The sequence below is a fragment of the Roseivivax jejudonensis genome (assembly GCF_900172265.1).
Lineage (GTDB): Bacteria > Pseudomonadota > Alphaproteobacteria > Rhodobacterales > Rhodobacteraceae > Roseivivax > Roseivivax jejudonensis.
In genome coordinates, this window is record NZ_FWFK01000005.1 from 201,759 (window position 1) to 221,777 (window position 20,019).

A 20,019-nucleotide genomic window follows, 5' to 3' on the forward strand; every position below is an offset into this window, starting at 1 on the left:
TTGCCGGAAACCCCGGGGGTGTGGGGGCAGAGCCCCCACGCAGGCCTCAGCCGGGCCGGAGCCCGGTCTCGACGAGCATCCCGCGCCGCTTGGCCTCGTAGTAGTAGCCGCGCGCGTACCAGCCGACCGCCCGGTCGTAGCTGCCGTCCGACACCATCCACGCGCCGCGCAGGTACTTGACCGCGTAGCGCAGGTTCGTCTCGGCATCGAGCAGGTCGGAAGGCTGCCCGCGGAAGCCCATCGTGCGGGCCGTCGCCGGCAGGATCTGCATCAATCCGTAATACGGGCCGTTGCGGGCCTTGGGTCGGTGCGTGCTCTCGCGCACGATGACCCGGTGCACCAACGGCCGCGGCACGTCGTAGAGGTCGGAATACTCGTTGATGAGTTGCCGCAGCTCGGGCGTCTCGTTGGGGTGAAGCGGCAGCGCCGGGGTGACGGCGGCGAAGCTTCGGCTCTCGGTCTCGTCCAGCGGGCCGACGGCCCCGCAGGCGGTGAGCGACAGCGCGGCGCAGAGGCACGCGAGTGCGACAGGCAGGCGCATGGAGAAACTGTCCCGATCGTTGTTCTTGCGGGACGAGATACCACGGAGGCGACGCGCCGCGAGACGCAAAAGCGCGCGGGGGCGGGGCCCTCGGCGGAGGCCCGCCGACGGAAGGCACACCCGCACCGCTTGTCAAACGGGCGCGCGAGCCGCATCTTTGATGCATGAGTGAACGACATCCCACGCTGCTCTGCCTCGGGCACGGGTATTCCGCGCAGGCGCTCTCTCGCCGGTTGATACCGGAGGGGTGGCGCGTCCGCGGAACCGTGCGCGACCCGCAGAAGGCCGCAACGCTCCGCGCCGACGGCGTCGAGCCCGTCGAATGGTCCCGCGAGGCGATCGCCGAGGCGCTGCCGGAGGCGACACACCTGCTCGTCTCGGTGCCGCCGGACGACGAGGGCGATCCGGCCCTGATGCTGGCCGGTGACGCGATCGAGGCGGCGGCGTCCGATCTCTACTGGGCCGGGTACCTCTCGACCACCGGCGTCTACGGCGACCACCACGGCGCGTGGGTCGACGAGACCACGCCGCTTCACCCGGCGACATCGCGTGGCGAGAAGCGGGTGGAGGCCGAGGCCGCCTGGGGCGCGATCCCGCAGCTGCCGCTGCACGTGTTCCGGCTGGCCGGAATCTACGGCCCCGGTCGCGGTCCGTTCGAAAAGGTCCGCAAGGGAACCGCGCGCCGCATCGTCAAACCCGGCCAGGTCTTCAGCCGCATCCATGTCGAGGACATCGCGACAGTTCTCGCCGCCTCGATCGAACGGCCGAATCCCGGCGCGGTCTACAATGTCTGCGATGACGACCCGGCGCCGCCGCAGGATGTGCTGGCCTACGCGGCCGAGCTTCTCGGCCTGCCGGCGCCGCCGGAGGTGCCGTTCGACGAGGCCGAGATGTCGCCGATGGCGCGAAGCTTCTACAGCGACAACAAGCGCGTGGCGAACGACCGGATGAAGGCGGAGCTGGGCGTGACGCTGGCCTATCCGGACTACCGCACGGGGCTGCAATCGCTCCTCGAAACCGAACCGGCCTGAACGGCGAACCCATGAAGGACACGTCCATGGCAGCGGGTGGTGGCGCGCCGGTGACCTCGCTCGGCGAGCTTTTGGCGCGCATCCGGCCAGAGCCCGGGGACAAGACGGTCTCGGTGCAGGAAATCCTCGAGAAGATCGGCGACCGGTCGTTCCCGGCCGCGATCCTGGTGCCTGCGCTCATTCTTATCTCGCCGGTGTCGGGCATTCCCGGCACGCCGACCATCGGCGCGCTGGTCATCGTGACCATCACCGTGCAGGCGCTGGCGCGGCGCGACCACCTGTGGCTTCCCGGGTTTCTGCGGCGGCGCCGCATCGGGGCCGAACGGCTGCGACAGGGCCTCGATTTCCTGAAGAAACCGGCCGCCTGGGTCGATCGCCACAGCCGGAACCGCTGGCGGATGCTGTCACGCTTCCCGTTCTCGACCGGGGCGCTGGTGGCGATCCTGCTGACGGCCATGACGTGGCCGGCGCTGGAGCTTCTGCCGTTCTTCACCTCCTTCGGCGCGACGGCGGTGTCGCTCTTCGCGATCGGGCTGATGATTCGCGACGGCCTTTACATCATCGCGGGCTACGTCACCGTCGCCGGTGTCCTCGCCGTGGCGACGGCGATCTGGCAGGGCGTCGTCTGAGGCCGAAAGGGCGGCACGGCGGCGACCGCGATCAGGCGCGCCGGTCCATCCGGGTGACCCCCATGAGCGACAGGACCTTCGCCTCGATATCCTCGGCGTTCAGCCCGGCGACCGTGTACATGTCGGCGGGGCTGGCCTGATCGATGAAGGTGTCGGGCAGCACCATCGAGCGGAACTTCAGCCCGGTGTCGAACACGCCTTCCTCTGCCAGAAGCTGCGCGACGTGGCTGCCGAATCCGCCGACGGCGCCTTCCTCGATCGTGATCAGCGCCTCGTGGTCGCGCGCAAGGTCGAGGATCAGCTCGCGGTCTAGCGGCTTGGCAAAACGCGCGTCGGCGATGGTCGGGCGCAGGCCCCGCGCCTCGAGCGCGTCGGTCGCCTCGATCACTTCCTTCAGCCGGGCCCCGAAGGACAGGAGCGCGACGCCCTTGCCCTCGCGGATGATCCGGCCCTTCCCGATCTCCAGCGGCGTGCCCTTGCCCGGGATCTCGACCCCCGTGCCTTCGCCGCGCGGATAGCGGAACGCGATAGGCCCGTCGTCGTGCGCGGCGGCCGTCGCGACCATGTGGACAAGCTCGGCCTCGTCGGCGGCGGCCATCACGGTGAAGCCCGGCAGGTTCGAAAGGTAGGCCACGTCGTAGCTGCCGGCGTGCGTAGCGCCGTCGGCGCCGACCAGTCCGGCACGGTCGATCGCGAATCGCACCGGCAGGCGCTGGATCGCCACGTCGTGCACCACCTGGTCGTAGCCGCGCTGCAGGAACGTCGAGTAGATCGCCGCGAAGGGGCGCATGCCGCCGGCAGCGAGGCCGGCCGAGAACGTGACCGCGTGCTGTTCGGCAATGCCGACATCGAATGTGCGAGAGGGGTAGGTGGCGCCGAAGACGTCGAGGCCGGTGCCGTCGGGCATGGCCGCCGTCACGGCACAGATCCGGTGATCCGCCTCGGCCTCCGCCAGCAGCGCGTTGGCGAACACCTTGGTGTAGGCGGGCGCGTTCGGCTTGGATTTCTTCTGCTCGCCCGAGGAGACGTCGAACTTCGCGGTCGCGTGCCCGCGGTCCGCGCGTTCCTCCGCCGGTTTGTACCCCTTGCCCTTCTTGGTCAGCACGTGCAGCAGGATCGGGCCGTGCGCGCGCGCCTTCACGGCCCGCAGCACGGGCAGGAGCTGGTTCATGTCGTGGCCGTCGATCGGCCCGAGATAGCTGAACCCGAGCGCCTCGAAGAGCGTGCCGCCCATCGCCATGCCCTTGATCATGTCCTTGGCCCGTTTCGCACCCTCGCGGAACGGCTCGGGCAGGAAGGACACGGCGCCCTTCGCGGCGTCCTTCAGCGTGTGGAACGGCGCCTCGGTGTAGAGGCGCGACAGGTAGGTCGACATCGCCCCGGTCGGGGGCGCGATGGACATCTCGTTATCGTTGAGAATGACGATCAGCCGCTTGCCCATGTGTCCCGCGTTGTTCATCGCCTCGTAGGCCATCCCGGCCGACATCGCGCCGTCGCCGATCACAGCGATGGCGTCGCCATGGCCGGTGTCGCAATCGCCGCCCAGATCCCGCGCCGTGGCGAAACCGAGCGCCGCAGAGATCGAGGTCGAGCTGTGGGCCGCTCCGAACGGGTCGTAGGGGCTTTCGCTGCGTTTGGTGAAACCCGAAAGTCCGTCCTTCTGACGGATCGTGCGGATGCGGTCGCGCCGCCCCGTCAGGATCTTGTGCGGATAGGTCTGGTGGCTCACGTCCCAGACGATCTTGTCCCTCGGCGCGTCGAAAACGGCATGCAGGGCGACGGTCAGTTCCACGACGCCGAGACCGGCCCCGAGATGGCCGCCCGTCTCGCTGACGGCCGAGATCGTTTCCGAGCGAAGCTCGTCGGCGACCTGGCGCAGCTCCATGTCGGAGAAGGCCTTGAGATCGGCGGGCGTGGCCACGCGATCGAGAAGCGGGGTAAGCGGACGGTCGGACATGGGCTGGCGCGTCTCCTTCGTTGCGCGCGGGCGGACAGGGCGTGAGGGGCCGGTCAGCTGCGCCGCGAGATAGCGAAGCGGGCGGCGGCGATCAAGCTCGCAGCCTCCTTGCCGTAGGGAGCTAGGGCGTCACAGGCCTCGTCCACCAGCTGCGACGCGCGGGCGCGGGCACCGTCCGCGCCGAGTAGCGACACGAAGGTGGCCTTGCCGGCGCCGGCATCCTTGCCGACGGCCTTGCCCATCTCGCCGGCGTCGCCCTCGTGGTCCAGCAGATCGTCGGTGATCTGGAAAGCGAGGCCCAGCGCCTGCGCGTAGGCCCGCATCGGGGCGATGTCGGCTCCGGCAAGGCGCGGGCCGGCCTCTGCGGCCCAGCCGATCAGAGCGCCGGTCTTGCCGGCCTGCAACCGTGTGATTCCGTCGAGGTCGAGCGGATCCGCCGCGCTTTCGGCGGCGATGTCGAGCGCCTGACCCAGGACCATGCCGTCAGCGCCCGACGCGCGCGCCAGCGAGAACGCGAGATCGGCGCGCACGGCGGCGTCCGGATGGCATCCGGGCGCGAGGCACAGCTCGAAACCAAGCGTCTGCAGAGCGTCCCCCGCGAGGATCGCGGTCGCCTCGTCGAAGGCGCGGTGCAGCGTCGGCTGTCCCCGGCGCACGTCGTCGTCGTCCATCGCCGGCAGATCGTCGTGCACCAGCGAGTAGGCATGGATCGCCTCGATCGCGAGCGCCGGATTCAGCGCGTCCTCCGCCCCGTGCAGCCGCGCGCCCGCGACCACGAGGAACCCGCGCAGTCGCTTGCCGCCGCTCACGGCGTGACGCATCGCGCGGTGCAGGGGCAGATCCGGCGTCGCGGCAAAGAGACGGTCGAAGCCGTCGCCGATCGCCGACTGCGCCTCCGCAAGCTCGGTGTCGAAGGACATCAGAGGGAGTCGACCGGCTTCGTGCCCGTGGGCTGACCATCGGCGTCGAGCGTGATCGCGGCGACCTTCTCCTCGGCTTCCTTGAGCTTCGCCTCGCACCGCTTCTTCAGCGCAGCGCCGCGCTCGTAGAGCTTGATCGAGTCTTCGAGAGCGACGTCGCCGCGCTCCAGCTGGCCGACCACGCGCTCGAGTTCGGCCATCGCCTGCTCGAAGCTCATCTCCTCGATCGCGGTCTCGGTCATCGGCCGGCCTCCCTCAGTTCCTCGACATGCGCGCGGGCGCTTTCGCTGAGCGCCGAAAGATCATAGCCGCCCTCGAGTGTCGAGACCACGCGGCCGCCGCAGACCTCGTCCGCGACCTCGCAAAGCGCACGTGTGAGCCAGCGGAAATCCTCGGTCTCCCACCCGAGATTGGCCAGTGGATCGTCCTCGTGGGCGTCGAACCCGGCCGAGATCAGCAGGAGCTCCGGCGCGAACTCGCGCAGACGCGGAAAGACGTGATCCTCGTAGCGGCGGCGCATGACCGCGCCGTCGGTTCCGGGGGCGAGCGGCAGGTTGCAGATCTGGCCGTGGGCGCCGCGCTCCTGCTCGCTGCCCGATCCGGGCCAGAGCGGCGACTGGTGCGACGACACGAAGAGCGCGCGCTCTTCGGTCCAGAGCAGATCCTGCGTGCCGTTGCCGTGGTGAACGTCGAAATCGACGACCGCCACCCGGGACAGGCCGTGCGCGTCTAGCGCGTGCTTGGCGGCGATGGCGACCGTCCCGAAAAGGCAGAAGCCCATTGCGCGCTCGGTCTCCGCGTGGTGGCCGGGCGGCCGCGTGGCGCAGAACGCGTTCGGCGCGTCGCCGGCCAGCACCATGTCGACGGCGCGCGTGGCCGCGCCCACGGCGCGCAACGCCGCCGACCACGACCCCGGCGAGACCCAAGTGTCGGCGTCGAGCGGCACGCTTCCGCGCGACGGGATCTTCGCGCGGACCGCGTCGATGTAGCCACGCGGGTGGCAGCGCTCGAGATCCTCGATCTCGGCCAGAGGCGCAGTCACGCGGTCGAGGTCGAGCGGTTCGAGCGCGTGAAGCACATGGTCGAGCCGGGCGGCGCGTTCGGGATGGCCGTCGGGCGTAATGTGAGACAACCCTTCGGCATGAGTCAGGAGTGCGGTCATGGCCGGCAGGACACCCGAAAGCGGGCGCGCGGGCAAGGCTCGATCCGCCCTTGCGGGCGTCTTCGCCGATGATCGGGCCGATCAGTCGGGCGAGAGCATGTAGCCTGCCCCGCGCACCGTCTGCAGGTAGCGGGGCTGTTTCGGGTCATCCTCGATCTTGCGCCGCAGCCGGGTGATCTGGACGTCGACCGCGCGCTCCTGGCTCTGGCCGCGATCGCGTCCGAGATCCTCCACGAGCTTCGTGCGCGACAGCGCTTCGCCGGGCTGCGCCGCGAAGATCCGCATCAAATGGCTCTCGGTCGCGGTCAAGCGCACCGGATCCTCGCCGCGCCACATCTCCCCGCGTTCGATGTCGTAGCGGATCGGCCCGAGCGTCAGCAGCTTGGGCGAGGTCTCGCCTGCGGGCGGTTCGGGCATCCGGCGCAGGATCGCGTTGATCCGCAGCAGCAGTTCCTTCGGCTCGAACGGCTTGCCGAGGTAGTCGTCCGCGCCGGCCTCCAGCCCCGCGATGCGGTCGTCGGTTTCTGACTTCGCGGTGAGCAGGAGGATCGGCGTCGTGCGCGTCTCGCGCAGCCAGCGGGTGAGCGAAACCCCGTCTTCGCCCGGCATCATGACGTCGAGAACGATGAGATCGAAATCGAGGCCCGACAGGATGCGCCGCGCATGCGCCGCGTCGCGTGCGGCGCTGACCATGAAGCCGCTGCGCATCAGGAATTTCTGCAGCAGACCGCGGATCCGTTCGTCGTCGTCCACGATCAGCAGATGCGCATCCGGATCGCTCATGGCCGTCCCCTCCGTCTTCCGCGCCGTGCGCGTCGCCGCTTCAGCGGCTGTCCCGAAGCGCACGATACTGTCGGTGCTGCTCGGAATCCATCATCGCTTCCAGCACCTTGCGAAAACCGGCGACGGCTTCGGGCCCGGCCTGGCGATAGGCCTGGCGCATGCGCGCCCGCTGCGCGTCCGAGAGCTGGCGTTCCAGCCCCTCGCCGCGCTCGGTCAGGTAGAGATGCCGCTCGCGCTTGTCGAGCCGGCCGACCCGGCTCTCCACGAGGCCGTCGGCGATGAGCGTGCGCAGCACGCGATTGAGCGATTGCTTGGTCACCCCGAGGATCGACAGAAGGTTGTTCACCGTGGTGCCGGGCACGCAGTGGATGAAGTGGATCGCCCGGTGGTGCGCGCGCCCGTAGGACAGCGTGGCGAGGATGCGGTCGGGGTCTGCGGTAAATCCGCGATAGGCGAAGAACATCGCCTCGATGCCCTGGCGCAATTGCTCATCGGTGAGAAACAGCAGCGCCTCGCCGCCCTGTGGTCCCGCGCGTTCGGCCTCGCCCATGGTCTGATCCCCGTTCGTCGTCCGCCGTCTTTGCGGGCACTTTACGTCAGCCTTGTTGACATTCCAAGCGGTGACTGGTAGCGACTCGCAGGTTTTGCGACATTTTGTGTCCGGATCGGACGCAAGATGCGCAACAAACGCAAACGCAGGTAGGGAGCTCGCGGGATGGCTGGGGCGTATGATGATCGGGACGGCACGATCTGGATGGACGGCCAAATGGTGGATTGGCGCGGCGCGAACGTGCACATCCTCACACACGCGATGCACTACGCCAGCTCGGTTTTCGAGGGCGAGCGCGCCTACGGTGGCAAGATCTTCCTGTCGCGCGAGCATTCCGAGCGGCTGCACTATTCCGCCCGCGAGCTCGATTTCGAGATCCCCTACACCGTCGACGAGATCGAGGCCGCCAAGGCCGAGGTGCTGCAGGCCAACGGCCTGACCGATGCCTATGTCCGCGCGGTCGCGTGGCGCGGCGCAGGAGAGGACATGGGGGTCGCGTCCAAGCGCAACCCCGTGCGGCTGGCCATCGCGGCGTGGGAATGGGGCAGCTACTACGGCGACGCCAAGACGCGCGGCGCCAAGCTCGACATCGCCAAGTGGAAGCGTCCGTCGCCCGAAACGGCGCCGAGCCACGCCAAGGCCGCCGGCCTCTACATGATCTGCACGATGTCCAAGCACGCCGCCGAGGCGAAGGGGTGCTCGGACGCGATGATGTTCGACTATCGCGGCTACGTTGCCGAGGCGACCGGCGCCAACATCTTCTTCGTCAAGGATGGCGAGGTGCACACGCCGACGCCGGACTGCTTTCTCAACGGGCTGACTCGTCAGACGGTTCTGGGCCTTCTGGAGGAGCGGCAGGTCAAGGTCCACGAGCGCCACATCATGCCCGAGGAGCTCGAGGGCTTCGAGCAGTGCTGGCTCACCGGCACCGCGGCCGAAGTCACCCCTGTTGGCCAGATCGGCGACTACACCTTCGAGGTGGGCGCGATGGCGCGCGACATCGCCGACGCCTACGAGAAGAAGGTGCGCAGCTGAGTCACGACCGCTGTTGTGCGCGCGGCGGCACGTCCCGGGCCGCGCGGGGGTGCTGCGCGCGCCAAAACCCTTGTCTCGGCCGCTCATACCGAGGCCCACGGCGTGAGGCGTTAGCCGATCAGGTGCAGAAGCACGGCCTCCGCCTGGCGCAGGCCGTGAACCTCCCGCGCGTCGCGGGCGAGCGCGGCCCGCGCCGACGGGCTTTCCTCGGTCAGCGCCACCACGTCGGGGTGGATGTAGGAGTTCCTGGCAATCGTCGGTGTGTTGCACAGCCGGGTCGACGCGGCCTCGGCCAGAGCCTTGATCGTCGGCTTTTCCTGCGCCAGCGCGGTCTCGAGCGCGACGACAGAGCCGGTCCAGGTCCGGAAGGTCTTGGCGGTCACGCCGTCCGCCCCGATCTGGCCGGACAGGAAGGCATTGACCTCGTCCGAGGTTACCGCGCGCGGCGCGCCGTCCTCGTCGATCCACGACACCAGTGTCGGACCGGGAAGATCGTCGAGCCGCGACAGCGTGCGCTCCAGCGTGCGGTCGCGCAGTCGTTTCTGCACCTGCGTTCCGCCCTTGCCCGGAAAGTCGAGCCGGAGCGTTCCGCCGTCGAGCCGCAGATGCCGAGGGCGCAGGGTCGTCGCACCGAAGGTCTTGTTCTCGCGCGTGTAGTCGGAATTGCCGACGCGAAGGTCCGCGCGGTCGAGCAGCGCCAGAACCGCGGCGATCGCGAAGGCGTGGTCGCCGGCGCGGCCTTCGCGAAGGGTGTCGAGGACCCGGCGGCGCAGGCCCGGCAGCGCGCGGCCGAAATCGGCGAGGTGGTCGAATTTCGCTTTGGCGCGGAAGGCGGTCCAGTCCGGGTGGTAGCGATACTGCTTGCGCCGCCTTGCATCGCGGCCTGTCGCCTGAAGATGGCCCAGCGGTTCGGGGCACAGCCACACGTCCTCGTAGGCTGGCGGAACGGCGAGCGCGTTGAGCCGGCGCCGCTCGGCCCGGTCGTCGATCGTGGTGCCATCGGGCGCGATGTAGGACCAGCCGCGCCCGCGCCGCCGACGGCGGATCCCGGGGCGGCTGTCCGGGTAGTAGAGAAGGTCTGGCGTCGTCGGCATGGCGCGGTAACGCCGGCGCCGCTGCGCCGTTCCATGCCGGCACGTGGCCTGCCGCATCGGCACGCTTGAAGCCCGCCCGGCCCCCTGCCATCTTGCGCGCCAACTGGGGCGGACAGGACAGACGATGCAGGACATTCCGGGAAATATCGAGATCAGAACGCCGGCCGCACACGCGCCCCGGACGTTCGATGACCCGGAAGAGGCCGTGGCCTGCCTTGCCGCACTCTACGACGAGGCGGTCGATTTCCTGACCGGCGCGTTCGAGACGGCGATGCGCGAGGGACACCCGGGCATGCGCCAGCGCGCCTTCTACCCCGAAGTGCGCATCACCACGACCAGCCATTCCAAAATGGACAGCCGGCTGAGTTTCGGCCACGTCGCCGCGCCCGGCACCTACGCCACCACGATCACCCGGCCCGACCTGTTCGAGCATTACCTGCGCCAGCAGCTCGAGCTTCTGATCCGCATGCACGGAGTTCCGGTGCAGGTCGGCCCGTCGTCGGTGCCGATCCCGATCCATTTCGCGGTGGCCGCGAAGTCGGACATCACCGTGCCGCAGGAAGGCGCCGCCGCGTTTCCGTTGCGCGACGTGTTCGACGTGCCGGACCTCACCTCCACGAACGACGACATCGTCAACGGCACCCACACGCCGGAGGTCGACGGAACCGAACCGCTCGCGCTCTTTACCGCACAGCGGGTCGATTATTCGCTCGCGCGGCTCGCGCATTACACCGCGACGGATCCAGAGCACTTCCAGAACCACGTGCTGTTCACGAACTACCAGTTCTACGTCAGTGAGTTCGAGGCCTTCGCCCGCAAGATGCTGGCCGATTCCGACAGCGGCTACACCAGCTTCGTGTCGACCGGGAACGTCGAGATCACCGATGCCGAGGCCGAGATCGCGCCGGTCCTTAAGATGCCGCAGATGCCGACCTATCATCTGAAGCGGCCGAACGGGGCGGGCATCACGCTTGTCAACATCGGCGTCGGGCCGTCGAACGCGAAGACCGCGACCGACCATATCGCCGTGCTGCGCCCCCATGCCTGGATGATGGTCGGGCATTGTGCGGGGCTGCGCAATTCGCAGTCGCTGGGCGATTTCGTGCTGGCGCATGCCTACCTGCGCGAAGACCGGGTGCTCGACGACGACCTGCCGGTCTGGGTGCCGATCCCGGCGCTGGCCGAGATCCAGGTCGCGCTCGAGACCGCAGTGGCCGAGGTCACGGAGCTGTCGGGTTACGAGCTCAAGCGCGTGATGCGGACCGGAACGGTCGCCAGCGTCGACAACCGCAACTGGGAACTGCGCGACATGTCGGGGCCGGTCCAGCGGCTATCGCAGTCGCGGGCCATTGCGCTCGACATGGAAAGCGCAACCATTGCGGCCAACGGTTTCCGGTTCCGGGTGCCCTACGGGACGCTCCTGTGCGTGTCCGACAAGCCGTTGCACGGTGAGTTGAAGCTGCCCGGGATGGCCACGGACTTCTACCGCACGCAGGTGGCACGGCATCTGCTGATCGGCATCCATGCCATGGAGCAGTTGCGCGAGATGCCGCTTGAGCGTATCCACAGCCGGAAATTGCGCAGCTTTTATGAAACAGCATTTCTTTGATGAGGATTTGCGACGCGCTGTGCGCGATTCCGCACTGGCGCACCGCAATTTCTTGTGTTCTCACTCAAGATTGAGTTTATTCGGCGCGATATGGCGCAAGACCTGTGGCGGTAAGGAGGCCGACTGAATGGCGAAGGCAATGACGAAGACGCAGCTCGTGGCAGCTCTCGCAGAAGAGATGGGCAGCGACAAGAAGACGGCTGGCGCCGCGCTCGATGCGCTGACCGGCATCATCACCAAGGAAGTCGCCGACGGTGGCGCGGTGACCCTCCCGGGCGTCGGCAAGATCTATTGCCGCGAGCGTCCCGAGCGCATGGTGCGCAACCCCGCGACCGGCGAGCAGTTCAAGAAGGACGCCGACAAGCAGGTCAAAGTGACCGTTGCGAAGGCCCTGAAGGACAGCGTGAACGTCTGATCCTCGCACTTCGGTGCTCGATGGACAGGCCGCCCTCGGGCGGCCTTTTCCATTTCTGCGCGACGATCGCGCGCTTCTGCCACGCGGGCGGCAGGCGCCGAGGACACTTGCAATCGGCGCCGAAGAAAGATTCTTCCGGTTTAAAACTATACATTTGGAACATCTTTTCCCTTGACGCGGAACCGGGTCACGGCGCCCGGGTTGTTTTTCTCATACGCGGCACCATCCCGCGGGTGCGGCGGTACGTTCCAGCAAGCGTATTGGAGACTGATCTTGGAAGATCTTGCCCGCCGCCTCGGTCTGAAGACCGATCCCGTCATTTTCTTTTCCGCCGCCATCTTCATGGTCTTTTTCGCCCTGGTGCTGGTGATCTTCACCGATGCGATCGGAGACGGGTTCGCCGCGGCGCGATCGTGGATCGTCACCAATCTCGGCTGGTTCTTCATCCTCGGCGTCAACGTCTGGCTTGGCTTCCTGATCTGGGTTTCGTGCAGCCGCTACGGGCACATCCGCCTCGGCGGGCGCGCGGCCCGGCCCGAATACGGCAACATCTCGTGGTTCACGATGCTCTTTGCCGGCGGCATCGGGACCGTGCTCATGTTCTGGGGCGTGGCCGAGCCGATGAGCCACTTCGCGACGCCACCGCTGCCAGGCGTGGAGCCGCATTCGGCCGAGGCGGCGCAGGACGCGATCTCGATCGCGCTCTACCATCTCGGACTGCACACCTGGACGATCTTCACGCTGCCGGGGCTGGCCTTTGCCTACTTCATCTACCGCTACCAGCTGCCGGTGCGGGTAAGCTCGGTGTTCTACCCGCTCCTGAGAGAGGGCATCCACGGCCCGATCGGCAAGACGATCGACGTCGTCGCGATTCTCGGCACGCTGTTCGGCGTCGCGGTTTCGCTTGGACTCGGGTCGAGCCAGGTGGCCGCGGGCCTGAACGAACTCATGGGCACCGGCGACGGGCCGGGCGTTCAGATCATCATCATCGCGATCCTGACGGCCGTGGCGGTGGGTTCGATCGTCGCCGGCCTCGACAATGGCGTGCGGGTTCTGTCGAACTTGAACATCGGCATGGCCATCGGTTTGATGCTGTTCGTTCTGGTCGCCGGTTCGACGCTGTTCCTGCTGCGCGGGATCGTGGAAACGGCGGGCCTCTACCTGTCGAACCTGCCGCGGCTCGCCTTCTGGAACGATATGCTGGCCGATCGAACGCCCGACACCGAAGGCTGGGGCTGGCAGGGGTCGTGGACCGTGTTCTACTGGGCCTGGACCGTGACGTGGTCGCCCTTCATGGGTCTCTTCGTGGCGCGCATCTCCTATGGCCGGACGATCCGAGAATTCGTCATGGGCGTCCTGCTGGCGCCGTCGCTCTTCACGTTGATCTGGTTCGCCATATTCGGCTGGCAGGCGATGGGCTTCGACGGCATCGGCGCGGAAAGCCGCGAGCAGATGGGCGAGGCCGCGGGCCAGCTGAGCCAGGCGGTGTCGGACTCGATCCCGCTGGCAATGTTCGCCTTCCTCGAGAATTTCCCGTTCGCGACCTTCCTCCAAGGCTTCGCGGTGCTCGTCGTGGCGATCTTCTTCGCCACGTCGTCCGACTCCGCGTCGCTCGTCGTCGACATGCTGTGCACCGGCGAGGCCGAGGCCGGACCGGTTCAGCAGCGGCTGTTCTGGGGGATCGCGGAGGGCACGATCGCGATCCTGTTGATCGTGCTTGCAGGCCAGGCCGGCCTGACAGCCTTGCAGCAGGTCATCACGGTGGTCGGGCTGCCGATCTTCTGCCTCGTCTTCATGATGATCCCGGCGGTGATCCTTGGCCTGATGGAAGAGGAGCTCGACTACGTCTCGGTGGGTCCGCGTCCGCAGCCGTCCGACCTGCACAAGGAGGAGAACGCGAGTTCGGTCTACGACACCGCACGAAGCAGCGGCGGCGCCGCCGAACCGTCACCCGCCGAGTAGATCTGACAGGCGGGCGCGCTGCCGTCCGCCCGCATCGAAATTGGCCGGATCGAGCCAAGCCCGAAAGGCCGCCCTCAGGGGCGGCCATTCCCTGTCGAGAATCGAAAACCACGCTGTGTCGCGATTGCGCCCCTTGGTCACCGTCGCCTGCCGGTGCGTGCCTTCGTACGTGAAACCGAGCCGGTCGGCCGCCGCGCGCGACGGTGCGTTCAGCGCATCGCATTTCCATTCGTAGCGGCGGTAGCCGAGCTCGTCGAAGGCGCGCGCCATCATAAGGACCATCGCCTCTGTCGACATGACGGTGCGCTGGAGCCGCGGCGAGAAAGTGATCCAGCCGACCTCGAGGCTGCCGGCCTCCGGATTGATCCGCAGGTAGCTGGCGGTACCGAGCGGCGTGCCTGCGGAATCGAGGACCGTGTGAAACAGCGGATCTGCGCTGGCCTGCATCTGCTCGAGCCGTGCGCGCATCTCCGCGATATCGCGCGGCGGGTCGACCGGGAGGTAGGTCCAGTTCCGGCCCTCGGCATCGTCTGAATAGGCCGCGAAGAGCGCGTCCGCGTGATCGGGCGTCGACGGCACGACCGAACAGGTGCGACCCCGCATCGGCGTGCTCGGGGGCAACGGCCGGGGCAGGTCGAGCGCGACCGGCGCGCCGACGGGTTGCCCCAGCGCGTTCGTGACCGTCACCCGAAAACGCGACCCAACGCGCCGTCCAAGCCATCCACGATGGCGTCGATATCGCTCTTGGTGGCGATAAGCGCGGGCGAGAAGCACAGCGTATTGTTCTTGCCGGGCACCGACCGGTTCGTCGCGCCGATGATCAGGCCCTGCTTCATGCAATCGCCGACCACCGCCTTGACCTGCGCTTCCGGCACCGGTTCTTTCGTCGCGCGATCGCTCACCAGTTCCGCGCCGAGAAACAGGCCCTTGCCGCGCACGTCGCCGATGACGGCGTGCCGGTCCTGCAACGCGCCCAGCCGCTCGAGCATGTAGGCGCCCATCGCGGTCGTGTTGTCGAGCAGGCCCTCGTCCTCGATGATCGCCATGTTCTCCAGCGCCGCGGCCGGCCCGGCGGTACATCCGCCGAAGGTCGAGATGTCGCGGAAATAGTCCATCGGATCGCTTTCGTCCGACTTGAAGAGGTCGAACACCTCCTCGGTCGTGGTCAGGCAGGCGATGGCCGCGTAGCCCGACGCCACGCCCTTGGCCATCGTCACCATGTCGGGCTCGACGCCGTATTGCTGGTAGCCGAACCACGTGCCGGTCCGGCCGACGCCGCAGACGACTTCGTCGATATGCAGGAGGATGTCGTACTTGCGGCAGATCTCCTGCACCTTTTGCCAGTAGCCCTCGGGGGGCGGGATCACGCCGCCGCCGGCGGTGACGGGCTCCAGGCACAGGGCACCGATCGTATCGGGCCCCTCTCGCAGGATCACCGCCTCGATCTGGTCGGCGGCCCATTCGCCGTAGTTGTCCTCCGGCGCGCCGTCCTGTTCGTGGCTGCGGTATTCGAGGCAGTGCGGCACGCGCACGAAGCCCGGTGCGAAGGGGCCGTATTGCGCGTTGCGCTCGTCCTGCCCGCCGGCCGAGAGACAGCCGATCGTCGTGCCGTGGTAGTCGCGGTCGCGGAACAGGATCTTGTGCTTGCGGCCACCATGGCGCTTGTGCGCGATCTGGCGCACCATCTTGAACGCCTTCTCGTTCGCCTCGGACCCCGAGTTGCAGTAGTAGACCCGGCTCATCCCCGGCATCTTTTCGATCAACCGTTCGGCGAACAGCGCGCCGGGCACGGTGCCCGCGGCCCCGGCGAAATAGTTCATCTTCAGGATCTGGTCATAGACCGCCTTGGCGATGCGCTCGCGTCCATAGCCGACATTGACCGTCCAGACGGCGCCCGACACCGCATCGAGATGCTCTTTCCCCGCCTGGTTCCAGACGCGCATCCCCTTGCCCTCGATCAGGATATTGGGATCCGACGTCTCCCACGGCTTGTGCTGACTCAGGTGGTGCCAGACATGCCGCTTGTCCGCGGTCACGATATGGCTGAAGTCGTTCGGCTCGAGCGTGCCGTCCATGGCGGGGCTCCTCGGGGGGCAGGGGCCGGGGGCGCGCCGCGTCCCGGCGGGTTTGACCGTCAGGTCAAAATCCTGCACCGCGCCGGCGCCGCGTGCAAGGGCGCCCGCCGGCGCCGCATACAGCGGAGCCCGCCGGCGCGCGCTTGACTCCCGAACGGGCAGACGCGACATGCCTCTGCCATGAGCTTCACCCTTCTCCAGGTTGCGCTGGGTGGCGCCGCGGGCGCTGTCGCCCGGTATCTGACGGGCGCCGCGCTGATGCGCGCGCTGGGGCCGGGTTTCCCGTGGGGCACGGTCGCGGTGAACATCGCCGGCTCCTTCGCGATGGGCGTCCTCGTGGTGGCGCTCGCCCATCTTGGGGCGAACCGGGTGGCGCCGCTCCTGATGACCGGGCTTCTCGGCGGGTTCACCACGTTCTCGGCCTTCTCGCTCGACGTTGTCACGCTCTGGGAGCGGGGTGCGGCGGGCACGGCGGTGCTCTATGCCGCGGCGTCGGTCGCACTGTCGATCGGTGCGCTCGTCGCCGGGCTGGCGCTGGCACGGAGCGTTACGGCATGAGCGGGGTTCAGACGGTTACCGTGGGGCCGGGCGACGGCGATCAGCGGCTCGACCGCTGGCTGAAGCGGCTGTTCCCGCATCTCGCGCAGGGCCGGATCGAGAAGATGTGCCGCAAGGGCGAGCTTCGGGTCGACGGCGGTCGCGTGAAGAGCGCGCACCGCCTCGCCGTGGGGCAGAAGGTGCGGATCCCGCCGATCCCCGAACCGGGCGAGGTCGCCTCGCGTCCCAAGCCCGGCGTGTCCGACAAGGACGCCGCGATGATCCGCGACTGCGTGATCTTCCGCGACGACCACATCATCGCGCTCAACAAGCCGCCCGGCCTGCCGAGCCAGGGCGGGTCGAAGCAGACGCGCCACGTCGACGGCCTGTCGGAGGCCCTGATGTTCGGGCTCGACGAGCGCCCGCGCCTCGTGCACCGGCTCGACAAGGATACCTCGGGCGTCCTGCTGCTGGCCCGGACGCGCGCGGTGGCTAAGGCGCTGTCAGAGGCGTTCCGCGCGCGGGAGTCCCGAAAGATCTACTGGGCCGCCGTCGCCGGCGTGCCGCAGCCGGCCATGGGAACGATCCGCTACGGCCTCGTGAAGGCGCCGGGTCACGGCGCCGGCGGCGAGGGCGAAAAGATGCTCTGCCTGCATCCCGACGACGTGCCGTCGACCGAAGGCGCGAAGAACGCGACGACCGACTACGCGGTGCTGTCGCGGCTCGCCACCCGCGCCGCCTGGGTCGCGCTGGTGCCGGTCACCGGGCGCACGCACCAACTGCGCGCGCACATGGCCGAACTCGGCCACCCGATCGTGGGCGACGGCAAGTACGGTGGATCCGGGCAGGAGAACCTGGGCGACGGCTGGGGCGCTCAGCTTGGCGGAGAGATCAGCCGGAAGCTGCACCTGCACGCGCGCATGATCGCGCTGACGCATCCGGTCACGGGCGCGCGCCTGACCTTCACCGCGCCGCTGCCGGAGCACATGATCCGCACGTGGGATACGGTCGGCTGGGATCCGGCCGACGTTCCGACCGATCCGTTCGTGGAGGAGGCATGAGCGACGATCTGCGGCTCGTGATCTTCGATGTCGACGGCACGCTCGTCGACAGCCAGGCCGACATCCTCGCGGCGATGGATCGCGCCTTTGCAGCGACGGACCATCCCGTTCCGGGACGCACCGATATCCTGTCGATCGTCGGGCTGTCTTTGCCCGAGGCGTTCGAGCACCTGTTGCCCGATGCCGCCGGACCGGTGCGGGCGCGCATGGTCGACGCCTACAAGGACGCCTATACAGAGCTGCGCGCCGCCGGCGGCGTGGCGTTGTCCTCGCCGCTCTATCCCGGCGTGCGTGCGATGCTCGACCGACTGCACGGCGTACCGACGACGCTTCTGGGTGTGGCGACGGGCAAGTCGCGGCGCGGTCTGGACAAGCTTCTGGAGGGGCATGATCTGCGCAGCCTCTTCGTCACCCGGCAATGCGCCGACGACCATCCGTCGAAGCCGCATCCCGCGATGCTGCTCGAGGCGCTCGCGGAGACGGGCGTGCCGCCGCACCGCGCGGTCATGGTCGGCGACACCGAGTTCGACATGGCGATGGCCGCCAGCGCCGGCATTCCGGCGATCGGCGTCAGCTGGGGATATCACCGGCCGGAGCGGCTGTCGGCGGCGCACGCGGTCATCGATCACATCGACGAGTTGCCGGCGCGGCTCGAGACGATCTGGGAGTCAGCATGAGCGAGTGGGCGGCCAAGCGGTTCTGGACCGATGCCACGGTTGCGAGCGAAGCAGACGGTCACACGGTGCGCCTCGACGGGCGGCCGGTGAAGACGCCGGCCAAGGCCCCTCTGGTGGTGCCGACCGCGGCGATGGCAGCGGCGATCGCCGATGAATGGCAGGCGCAGGGCGACAAGATCGACCCGCTGAGCATGCCGGTCACCCGCGGCGCGAACGCCGCGATCGACCGCGTGCGGCCCCAGCACGCCGACGTCGCCGACATGCTGGCGGAGTACGGCGACGCCGATCTGCTGTGCTACCGCGCCGACGGCCCCGAAGGGCTCGTCGAGCGGCAGGCGGCGGCGTGGGATCCGCTGCTCGACTGGGCCGCGCAGACGCTCGGCGCGCGGCTCGAGCCCCGGACCGGAATCATGCACGCCGGACAGGATGCACACGCGCTGTCGCAACTGCGTGGCGCCGTGCACGCGCTGGACGCGTTCGAGCTGACGGCGTTTCACGATCTGGTGTCTCTGACCGGGTCGCTCGTCATCGGCTTTGCAGCCGAGCGGGGCGCCCACGCGCCCGAAACGCTCTGGGCGGCCTCGCGGATCGATGAAACCTGGCAGGCCGAGCTCTGGGGCGAGGACGAGGAGGCCGCGGCTGCCGAAGACCACAAGCGCGGCGCGTTCATGGACGCGGTGCGATTCCTGTCGCTCGCCCGGAGTCACTGACGCCGGTCCGCACCGCCGCACGTTGCGGCAAGTGTTGAAAAGACAGGCAATCGGCCCCGGCTTTGGCTTGACCTCTCAAAACGATTGCGCCCACACTCGGGCGTGTTGACCGCCGGGCTTGCCCGGCTTTCGTCTCATCGGCCCCGGTTGGGGACGCGCGACCGTCCGGTCAAAGGGCGGCGCTGAAACAGGAAGAGGTTCAAATGCAAAAATCTGTCATCCTTGGCACGTTGACCGCTGCCGCGCTGTCGGCCGGTGCGGCCAGCGCGCAAACGCTGTCCGACGTGCAGGACCGCGGCACGCTGAACTGCGGCGTGACCACCGGTCTGGTCGGCTTCGCCGCCCCGGACGCGGACGGCGAATGGTCGGGCTTCGACGTTGCCGTGTGCCGCGCCGTGGCCGCTGCGGTGCTCGAGGACCAGAACGCCATCGAATTCGTGCCCACGACCGGCAAGACGCGCTTTACCGCGCTCGCCTCCGGCGAAATCGACATGCTGGCGCGTAACACCACCTGGACGTTCTCCCGCGACGTGGACCTGAAGTTCGAGTTCACCGGCATCAACTACTATGACGGCCAGGGCTTCATGATCCCGAAATCGCTGGGCGTCAGCTCGGCCCGCGAGCTAGCCGGCGCGACGGTCTGCATCCAGACCGGCACCACGACCGAGCTCAACCTCGCGGACTACTTCCGTCGTAACAATATGGATTACGAGCCGGTCCCGATCGAGACCAACGCCGAAGCGCAGCAGCAGTATCTCGCGGGCGCCTGCGACGTCTACACCACCGACGCGTCGGGCCTCGCGGCGACGCGCGCGGCGTTCGAAACCCCGAGCGATCACGTGATCCTTCCGGAGATCATCTCGAAGGAGCCGCTCGGCCCGCTCGTCCGTCACGGCGACAACGACTGGGGCGACGTGGTGCGCTGGACGCTCAACGCGCTGATCGCGGCCGAGGAATACGGCATCACCTCGGCGAACATCGACGAGCTGAAGGCCGGGACCGAGAGCCCGGAGATCAACCGGATCCTTGGCACCGAAGGCAACCTCGGCGAGATGCTCGGCCTCGACGCCGAATGGGCCTACCGCGCCATCAAGGCGAACGGCAACTACGGCGAGATTTTTGCCAAGAACATCGGCGAGTCGACCCCGATCGGCCTCTCGCGCGGCCTGAACGCGCAGTGGACCGACGGCGGGCTGCTCTACGCTCCGCCGTTCCGCTAATCCGACATGCGGGCCGGCGCGCATGGCGTGCCGGCCCGACCCCGCGGCGCC

21 protein-coding genes are annotated in these 20,019 nt (G+C 68.2%); 11 read left to right on the forward strand and 10 right to left on the reverse strand.

The features are described from left to right. Window positions 1-46: 46 nt before the first annotated feature. Window positions 47-541, reverse strand: a complete 495-nt coding sequence (locus ROJ8625_RS14555; protein WP_085792624.1) for a lytic transglycosylase domain-containing protein — start codon at window positions 539-541, stop codon at window positions 47-49. 164 nt (window positions 542-705) lie between these two features. Here ROJ8625_RS14555 and ROJ8625_RS14560 point away from each other — a divergent pair, with 164 nt between their 5' ends. Then, window positions 706-1,572 carry an SDR family oxidoreductase gene (locus tag ROJ8625_RS14560; RefSeq protein ID WP_085792625.1) on the forward strand — a complete coding sequence of 289 codons (867 nt, stop codon included), beginning with the start codon at window positions 706-708 and terminating at the stop codon, window positions 1,570-1,572. Window positions 1,573-1,583: 11 nt separating this feature from the next. Beyond that, complete coding sequence (locus ROJ8625_RS14565; protein WP_085792626.1) at window positions 1,584-2,201, forward strand: exopolysaccharide biosynthesis protein; 618 nt, start codon at window positions 1,584-1,586, stop codon at window positions 2,199-2,201. A gap of 31 nt (window positions 2,202-2,232) precedes the next feature. Here the strand turns inward: ROJ8625_RS14565 and dxs are convergent, their stop codons facing one another. The 6 genes from dxs to ROJ8625_RS14595 form a co-directional block, all read right to left on the reverse strand. Continuing rightward, entirely contained in the window at window positions 2,233-4,158 is a 1,926-nt protein-coding gene (gene dxs, locus ROJ8625_RS14570) for a 1-deoxy-D-xylulose-5-phosphate synthase (protein WP_085792627.1), read from the reverse strand. A 53-nt stretch (window positions 4,159-4,211) separates the two neighbouring features. Beyond that, complete coding sequence (locus ROJ8625_RS14575) at window positions 4,212-5,078, reverse strand: polyprenyl synthetase family protein (protein WP_085792628.1); 867 nt, start codon at window positions 5,076-5,078, stop codon at window positions 4,212-4,214. Then, window positions 5,078-5,320: an exodeoxyribonuclease VII small subunit gene (locus tag ROJ8625_RS14580; protein WP_085792629.1), complete on the reverse strand. Its 243-nt coding sequence runs from the start codon at window positions 5,318-5,320 to the stop codon at window positions 5,078-5,080. The genes ROJ8625_RS14575 and ROJ8625_RS14580 overlap by 1 nt, the downstream gene beginning before the upstream one ends. After that, window positions 5,317-6,240, reverse strand: a complete 924-nt coding sequence (locus ROJ8625_RS14585; RefSeq protein ID WP_085792825.1) for a histone deacetylase family protein — start codon at window positions 6,238-6,240, stop codon at window positions 5,317-5,319. The genes ROJ8625_RS14580 and ROJ8625_RS14585 overlap by 4 nt, the downstream gene beginning before the upstream one ends. 81 nt (window positions 6,241-6,321) lie before the next feature. Next, on the reverse strand, window positions 6,322-7,023 hold the full coding sequence (locus ROJ8625_RS14590; RefSeq protein WP_085792630.1) for a response regulator: 702 nt from the start codon (window positions 7,021-7,023) through the stop codon (window positions 6,322-6,324). Window positions 7,024-7,063: 40 nt separating this feature from the next. After that, on the reverse strand, window positions 7,064-7,573 hold the full coding sequence (locus tag ROJ8625_RS14595) for a MarR family winged helix-turn-helix transcriptional regulator (RefSeq protein ID WP_085792631.1): 510 nt from the start codon (window positions 7,571-7,573) through the stop codon (window positions 7,064-7,066). Window positions 7,574-7,738: 165 nt separating this feature from the next. Here ROJ8625_RS14595 and ROJ8625_RS14600 point away from each other — a divergent pair, with 165 nt between their 5' ends. After that, on the forward strand, window positions 7,739-8,608 hold the full coding sequence (locus ROJ8625_RS14600) for a branched-chain amino acid aminotransferase (protein ID WP_085792632.1): 870 nt from the start codon (window positions 7,739-7,741) through the stop codon (window positions 8,606-8,608). Between the two features lie 110 nt (window positions 8,609-8,718). Here the strand turns inward: ROJ8625_RS14600 and ROJ8625_RS14605 are convergent, their stop codons facing one another. Beyond that, window positions 8,719-9,702: a DNA topoisomerase IB gene (locus ROJ8625_RS14605; RefSeq protein WP_085792826.1), complete on the reverse strand. Its 984-nt coding sequence runs from the start codon at window positions 9,700-9,702 to the stop codon at window positions 8,719-8,721. 124 nt (window positions 9,703-9,826) lie between these two features. Between ROJ8625_RS14605 and ROJ8625_RS14610 the strand changes: the two genes are divergently transcribed. The 3 genes from ROJ8625_RS14610 to ROJ8625_RS14620 all read left to right on the forward strand — a co-directional run bounded on the left by ROJ8625_RS14610 (window position 9,827) and on the right by ROJ8625_RS14620 (window position 13,688). Further along, window positions 9,827-11,311 (forward strand): AMP nucleosidase, encoded by a 1,485-nt coding sequence (locus tag ROJ8625_RS14610; RefSeq protein WP_085792633.1) that lies wholly within the window; start codon window positions 9,827-9,829, stop codon window positions 11,309-11,311. 127 nt (window positions 11,312-11,438) lie between these two features. Then, window positions 11,439-11,726: an HU family DNA-binding protein gene (locus ROJ8625_RS14615; RefSeq protein WP_085792634.1), complete on the forward strand. Its 288-nt coding sequence runs from the start codon at window positions 11,439-11,441 to the stop codon at window positions 11,724-11,726. A gap of 273 nt (window positions 11,727-11,999) precedes the next feature. Beyond that, complete coding sequence (locus ROJ8625_RS14620) at window positions 12,000-13,688, forward strand: BCCT family transporter (protein ID WP_085792635.1); 1,689 nt, start codon at window positions 12,000-12,002, stop codon at window positions 13,686-13,688. Here ROJ8625_RS14620 and ROJ8625_RS14625 read toward each other — a convergent pair. Beyond that, window positions 13,674-14,375, reverse strand: coding sequence for a GNAT family N-acetyltransferase (locus tag ROJ8625_RS14625; protein WP_234984278.1), 702 nt, complete (start codon window positions 14,373-14,375; stop codon window positions 13,674-13,676). The genes ROJ8625_RS14620 and ROJ8625_RS14625 overlap by 15 nt on opposite strands. Continuing rightward, window positions 14,372-15,763: an aminotransferase family protein gene (locus tag ROJ8625_RS14630; RefSeq protein WP_085792636.1), complete on the reverse strand. Its 1,392-nt coding sequence runs from the start codon at window positions 15,761-15,763 to the stop codon at window positions 14,372-14,374. Before ROJ8625_RS14630 ends, ROJ8625_RS14625 begins: the two co-directional genes overlap by 4 nt. A 180-nt stretch (window positions 15,764-15,943) precedes the next feature. Between ROJ8625_RS14630 and crcB the strand changes: the two genes are divergently transcribed. The 5 genes from crcB to ROJ8625_RS14655 all read left to right on the forward strand — a co-directional run bounded on the left by crcB (window position 15,944) and on the right by ROJ8625_RS14655 (window position 19,968). Then, window positions 15,944-16,321, forward strand: a complete 378-nt coding sequence (crcB, locus tag ROJ8625_RS14635) for a fluoride efflux transporter CrcB (RefSeq protein WP_085792637.1) — start codon at window positions 15,944-15,946, stop codon at window positions 16,319-16,321. Next, window positions 16,318-17,361, forward strand: a complete 1,044-nt coding sequence (locus ROJ8625_RS14640) for an RluA family pseudouridine synthase (RefSeq protein WP_085792638.1) — start codon at window positions 16,318-16,320, stop codon at window positions 17,359-17,361. Before crcB ends, ROJ8625_RS14640 begins: the two co-directional genes overlap by 4 nt. Next, a complete protein-coding gene (locus ROJ8625_RS14645; RefSeq protein ID WP_085792639.1) occupies window positions 17,358-18,038 on the forward strand; it encodes an HAD-IA family hydrolase in 681 nt (226 codons plus the stop codon). Before ROJ8625_RS14640 ends, ROJ8625_RS14645 begins: the two co-directional genes overlap by 4 nt. Then, entirely contained in the window at window positions 18,035-18,748 is a 714-nt protein-coding gene (locus ROJ8625_RS14650; RefSeq protein WP_085792640.1) for an ATP12 family chaperone protein, read from the forward strand. The genes ROJ8625_RS14645 and ROJ8625_RS14650 overlap by 4 nt, the downstream gene beginning before the upstream one ends. A 203-nt stretch (window positions 18,749-18,951) precedes the next feature. Beyond that, window positions 18,952-19,968 carry an amino acid ABC transporter substrate-binding protein gene (locus ROJ8625_RS14655; RefSeq protein WP_085792641.1) on the forward strand — a complete coding sequence of 339 codons (1,017 nt, stop codon included), beginning with the start codon at window positions 18,952-18,954 and terminating at the stop codon, window positions 19,966-19,968. Window positions 19,969-20,019 lie beyond the last annotated feature (51 nt).